Genomic DNA, 5,649 nt, shown 5'->3' on the forward strand with positions numbered 1-5,649 from the left:
CGTCGGCACGGGCCGCCATGATCATCGCCTGCAAGAGTTCAAGGCTTCGATGCTCGCGCGCCGGACCGGACAGGCGTTCCACAGGTTCTCCGCCTATGGGAGAGACCTGATTTGACCCTTGCGTGTTCTGCCACGCCTTCCAGGCCAATGCGCCCACACCGGCAAGCGCGCCGTACTTCAGCGCTTTGCCACCGAGCTTGCGGCCGCGCTTGGAACCCAACAGCAGTCCCAGTGCACCACCGCCCAGCACGCTTTTCATATCCAGGCTCGGACCGCCGCCCTGCCGGGCAGATCCCCCTCCGCCGCCCAGCTGACGAGACAGGCCATCCAGCACACCCTTGAGATCCACGCCCCCCGCACCTTGCCGAGCGCCGCCTGACTGACCACCGGCCTGCCGAATCAACTGGTCCAATATCTTGCTGGCGTTCATGTCTTACCCTCGTTGAAGGACTGCGCGGCAGCGGGCCTTCAATCTGACACCAAATCGCGACTTCGGCAATTGTTGAAAACGGGTCAAGGGTATTGATGACCGAGATCGTGAACTCGAATTCAGCTTGGTTTCAGCTTACGGTGGCACACTGCCTCCACACCCACACCAAGAGGCGCACGCCCATGCATATCCGATCATTGACCACACCGTTTCTGTGCCTTGCCCTGCTCGCCCCCGGCCTGAGTCCGGCCGGGGACCGCATGGAACACAACGAGATCCTGCGCCTGCGGGCCGCCGGGGAGATCATGCCCATGGAGGAGGTGCTCAGGCAGGCCGCCGGGATCGTGCCGGGGCAGTTCATCGAGGCCGAACTGGAACGGGAAGACGGCCGTTACGTGTACGAACTCAAGATCCTCGACGCGGACGGGGTACGTCACAAGCTCTATCTCAACGCCAGCGACGCCAGTCTGATCAAGCGTGAACGCGACCGCTGAGCAGGAGGATCCGGACGCGGCGCTTGAAGTCCCGGCGGCTGTCCCGGTTCCGGTGTGCCCGTCCATGGACGGGCACACCGTTTTTTTGAGCACAAGGCAATGAACTCCCTCAAATTCCGCTTGAGCCTGCTGGCCGCCCTCTGCCTGCTGGCCCTGCTGGCGGCCCAGGGGCTGGGTCTGAAGACCTTGTCCCGAGTCCTGGTGGACGGCTACCTGGTGGACCGGCTGGAACATGACGCCGATACCCTGTACGTACACCTGCTGGACAGCGAGGAAGGGCCTGCCGCCTTCAACCGCACCCTGGGCATCATCTACAGCACCCCGCTCTCCGGGCACTATTTCCGGATTCAGTCCCCCCACACGGTGGTGCGCTCCCGCTCCCTCTGGGACGAAGACCTGGCATCGCCTCTGGTACCGGAAGGCGAGCAGTGGCTCACCCGCATGGAGGGACCCGCGGGGCAGACCTTGCTGATGCTCAGCCGCGGCTATCGCATCGACGGCGAGGCCGTGGTGATCTCGGTTGCCCAGGAACTGGGGCCCATGCAGACCGCCGTGGACGAACTGGAAGGGCGCTTCATGGCCATGACCCTGGCGGCCCTGGGGCTGGCCCTGCTGCTGCAATTTCTGGTAATCCAGCGCGCATTGCGCCCCCTGGACGCGGCGGTGGACGCCTGCCGCCGGCTGGAGACCGGCGAGGCGGTGCCGGTGAACCTGCCCGCCCCCCGGGAGATCACCCCCATGCTGGAGGCCGTCAACCGGCTCATCCGTCACCACGGCCTGCGCCTGACCCGCAGCCGCCGGGCGCTGGGCAACGTCAGCCATGCCCTGAAGACCCCCCTGGCCGTGCTCTCCCAACTGGCGGACGAACTCTCGACCCGGGGCGATGAAGACACCGCCGGGACCCTCCGGCGACAGCTGCATGCCATGCACCAGACCGTGGAACGGGAGATGCGCCGCGCCAGTCTGGCCGGACGGGGACATCCCGGGGCCGGCTTTGACGCCCGCAAGGAACTGACTGACCTGGTGGAGGCCCTGGACCGTCTCCACCGACATCGGGTAACGATGCAACTGCAAGTGACCGCCGGCACCTGGCCGCTGGATGGGGAAGACATGCTGGAGATGTTCGGCAATCTGCTGGACAACGCCTGTCGCTGGGCAACCTCCCGGGTACGGGTGACGGTGAGCCCGACCCGTGAACACACCCTACGGGCGGTCATTGAGGACGATGGCCCCGGCATCCCCTCGGAGGACATGCCGCTGCCGGGGCGCCCGGGCCGCCCCCTGGACGAACGGGGGGACGGACATGGCCTGGGTCTGGGCATCGTGCAGGACGTGGTGGACCAGTATGAGGGCCGGATCACTTACGGCCCCTCCCCCGGCCTGGGCGGGCTGAGGGTCACCGTGACCCTGCCCCTATCGTTTCCGTCATTCTCAAGCTCCACCCCGAACACACTATGGGAACAGTTTGATGAGAATCCTGATCGTTGAAGATGATGCGGAACTGGGTGCGCGCCTGCAACGGCGCCTGCAACGGGAAGGGCTGGCGGTGGATCTGGCCCTGAACGGCGTGGACGGCCGGCACCTGGGGGAGACCGAGCCCTATGACCTGATCGTGCTGGATCTGGGACTACCCGACCTGCCGGGCATGGCGGTGTTGGCCGCTTGGCGCGAGATCGGCGTCACCACCCCGGTGCTGATCCTCACCGCCCGCAACAGCTGGCGGGATCGGGTGGACGGACTGCGGCAGGGGGCCGATGACTACCTGGGCAAGCCCTTTCACGTGGAAGAACTGCTGGCCCGGATCCTGGCCCTGCTGCGCCGTGCGGCACCGGTAAGGGACACCACATTGCGAGTGGGCTCCTGGCGCCTGGACGAGCAGCGTCAAGTGCTGGTGGACGGTCCCGACGAGTTACCCCTCACCGCCACCGAATTCAAGTTGCTGCGCTACTTTCTGCGTCATCCCGGACAAGTGCTGTCCAAGACCCGGCTGGCGGAGCATCTGTACGAATACGAGAGCGAACGGGACAGCAACGTGCTGGAGGTGTACATCTCCCGGCTGCGGGAGAAGCTGGGCCCGGATCTCATCCAGACCCGCCGCGGCCAGGGATATTGTCTGCAGCCGCCCGCTCCCGGTCCGAAACGGGAGAAGGATTAAGCGTGGATTAAGCTTGCCGCGTCACACTGCCCCCATCTCCACTCACATGAGGGCAGCAATACCATGAACACCTCCCGTCAGATCACGGTCTGGGACCCCTTCGTTCGCATCTTCCACTGGGGCCTGGCCAGCGCCTTCATCATCGCCTATGCCGTCGGTGACGACGCCATGGACATACACACGCTGGCGGGCTACGCAGTCCTTGTGCTGGTCCTGGCCCGCATCCCCTGGGGCTTCATCGGCGGCACCCATGCCCGCTTCCGGGATTTCGTGCGGCCGCCCGGCGAGGTCATGGCCCACATCCGCGGGCTGCTGCGGGGGCAACCCGAATACCACCGGGGTCATAACCCCCTGGCGGGCTGGATCTATGTGCTGATGTTCATCAGCCTCATCGGCCTCACTGTCAGCGGCATCGCCACCCTGGGAGCCGAGGAATCGGCGGGTCCCCTGGCCGGACTCATGGCAAGCGCCGGCCACGGCACGGCCGAGGCGGTGGAGGAGATCCACGAGTTCCTTGCCAACTTCACCCTGGGCCTGGTGCTGATCCATCTCACCGGCGTGCTGCTGGGCAGCCTGACCCAGAAGGAGAACCTGGTGCGCGCCATGATCACCGGCCGCAAGAGACGCTCTGAATAAGCCATTCGGACGTTGCGTGCGGCATCCCTGTCATTCCTGCGAAAGCGGTAATCCAGTCACAGACTGAAAACCCTGGACTCCCGCCTTCGCGGGAGTGATGGAAATAGACCTTTGCAGGAGTGACGGAAATAGGCTTTTTCAGAACATCCCGAACCTACCGCCGAGCCTGCGAAGAACAATCCCGATCGACACATTTATCGATTGACGTTGAACCCTGGGAGTACCCGCCATGAAAACCTTGAAAACCATCCCCCTTGCCCTGCTTGCGGCCCTGCTAATCCCCGCAGTGAGCCTGGCAGCCGGCACCATCGATCCCCAGGAAGTGCTCCAGTTCCAGGCAGACCACCGGATCCAGCCCATGGACCATGTACTCAAGACATCCGGAAAGACCGCCTACGGACAGATCCTCGAATCCCGCCTGGAGCGTGAACAGGAGCGATACGTCTACAGGGTCAAGACGCTCGGCGTCGATGGCGTCCTGCACCGAATGACCGTGGACGCGGAAGACGGGCACCTGTTGCGACATGATTCCGGCATGCACTGAAAAATCCTTCCAACCGCACCCACCCGGCTGGAAAGGCCAGGTGGTCCGCTGGCACCGGGAAGCAGCCGGCTGTCCTTTCAGGTTGATTTAAGCTTGCGAGCCTACGCTGTGGCCATGAAAACGCATCCCTGCTTCAAACAAGTGGCCCTGAACGTGCTGCTCCCTCTGTGCCTTGTGCTGGCGAGTACGGCCGCAAGCGCCGACACACTGGGTCAGGTGATATCGGAGGCCCTGGCACGTAGCGGCGAACAGGCCTTGGGCAACAGCCTGCGGCAGCAGGGAGAGGCCGTGCATCGCCAGAGCAGCGGCTTTCTCGCCGCCGATCCCTCCCTGAACCTGAACTACCTCTCCGACCAGTTCACGGATGACGAAGGTTTCCGCGAGATCGAGGCCACGATTGAGTTACCGCTATGGTGGCAAGGACAGCGCGGTGCTCGGCAAGAAATCGCCCAGGCCCTGACGGATCAGGCGGAGGTGCTGGATCTGCATCAACGCTGGACCATGGCCGGCCGGGTGCGGGAACAGGTCTGGGAAGTGGTGCTCACCGAAGCCACCCTGCAACAGATGAATCTTGCGCTGCAAACCAGCCGGGATCTGGAGACCAAGGTCGCCAGGCTTGTCGCCGTTGGAGAGCTTGCGCAGTTTGACCTGCTGACCATCCGTCAGGAGGTGGCCGAGCGAGAGGCCGATGTCGGTGATGCTCGATCGGCGCATCGGATTGCACTGGCAGGGTACCGACAACTGACAGGCCAGATGGCCTTACCCGAGCCGTTATACGAACCCCCTGCCCCCGTCACCGAGCTCCCACCGGGCCATCCCCGGGTACAGCAAGCGCAACATACCCTCGCCCTTGCCCAAGCCGAAACCGTTCAGGCCCGGCGCTCCCGGGCGGGGACTCCGATATTGGGTATCGGGGGCCGAAATAACCGGGAGTTCAGCGGTGCAAAGAGCGACGATGCCGTGCAGATTTCACTCACCCTCCCCTTTGGACTCGCAGGGCAGTCCGCGCCTGCCATCGCCTCGGCAATGCGGACCCAGACCGAACAGGACGTGGCACTCCAGCAGGCGCGGCTGACCGCCGAGCAGGCGTTGTTATCGGCCCGTCTGGCCCATCAGGGCGCTGAAGAGGCCCTGAACCTGGCAACGCACCGTGAAGCCCTGGCCCGGGATGCCCTGCACATGGCGCAACGCGCCTTTGATCTGGGAGAAACCGATCTGGTGCAACTCTTGCGAGCCCAGGCGCTGGCCCGCAGCAGCGCATTGGATCTTGAACAGCGTCGTATCGAACTGGGTCGTGCCCAGGCACGTCTCAATCAGGCTCTGGGAGTCATACCCGAGTAAATAACCCTCGACTGAAGTCGAAGGCTTTATTGTGAAACGAGAGCATGGT

General features: G+C 64.2%; 7 protein-coding genes. 6 read left to right on the plus strand and 1 reads right to left on the minus strand.

What is annotated here, in order from left to right; all coding sequences use genetic code 11:
- Positions 1 to 430: DUF533 domain-containing protein (locus tag LQ952_RS15225; RefSeq protein WP_238623470.1), on the minus strand; the 430-nt coding region annotated here is incomplete at its 3' end.
- A 182-nt stretch (positions 431 to 612) separates the two neighbouring features.
- Between LQ952_RS15225 and LQ952_RS15230 the strand changes: the two genes are divergently transcribed.
- The 6 genes from LQ952_RS15230 to LQ952_RS15255 all read left to right on the plus strand — a co-directional run bounded on the left by LQ952_RS15230 (position 613) and on the right by LQ952_RS15255 (position 5,600).
- A complete protein-coding gene (locus LQ952_RS15230; protein WP_238623471.1) occupies positions 613 to 924 on the plus strand; it encodes a PepSY domain-containing protein in 312 nt (103 codons plus the stop codon).
- Positions 925 to 1,023: 99 nt separating this feature from the next.
- Complete coding sequence (locus tag LQ952_RS15235) at positions 1,024 to 2,412, plus strand: sensor histidine kinase (protein WP_238623472.1); 1,389 nt, start codon at positions 1,024 to 1,026, stop codon at positions 2,410 to 2,412.
- Positions 2,393 to 3,079 carry a response regulator transcription factor gene (locus LQ952_RS15240; protein WP_238623473.1) on the plus strand — a complete coding sequence of 229 codons (687 nt, stop codon included), beginning with the start codon at positions 2,393 to 2,395 and terminating at the stop codon, positions 3,077 to 3,079. The genes LQ952_RS15235 and LQ952_RS15240 overlap by 20 nt, the downstream gene beginning before the upstream one ends.
- A 63-nt stretch (positions 3,080 to 3,142) precedes the next feature.
- Entirely contained in the window at positions 3,143 to 3,715 is a 573-nt protein-coding gene (locus LQ952_RS15245) for a cytochrome b/b6 domain-containing protein (RefSeq protein ID WP_238623474.1), read from the plus strand.
- 229 nt (positions 3,716 to 3,944) lie between these two features.
- Entirely contained in the window at positions 3,945 to 4,259 is a 315-nt protein-coding gene (locus LQ952_RS15250; RefSeq protein WP_238623475.1) for a PepSY domain-containing protein, read from the plus strand.
- Positions 4,260 to 4,373: 114 nt separating this feature from the next.
- Entirely contained in the window at positions 4,374 to 5,600 is a 1,227-nt protein-coding gene (locus LQ952_RS15255; protein ID WP_238623476.1) for a TolC family protein, read from the plus strand.
- Positions 5,601 to 5,649 lie beyond the last annotated feature (49 nt).

This window comes from Ectothiorhodospira lacustris (assembly GCF_022227785.1).
Classification (GTDB): Bacteria; Pseudomonadota; Gammaproteobacteria; order Ectothiorhodospirales; family Ectothiorhodospiraceae; genus Ectothiorhodospira; species Ectothiorhodospira lacustris.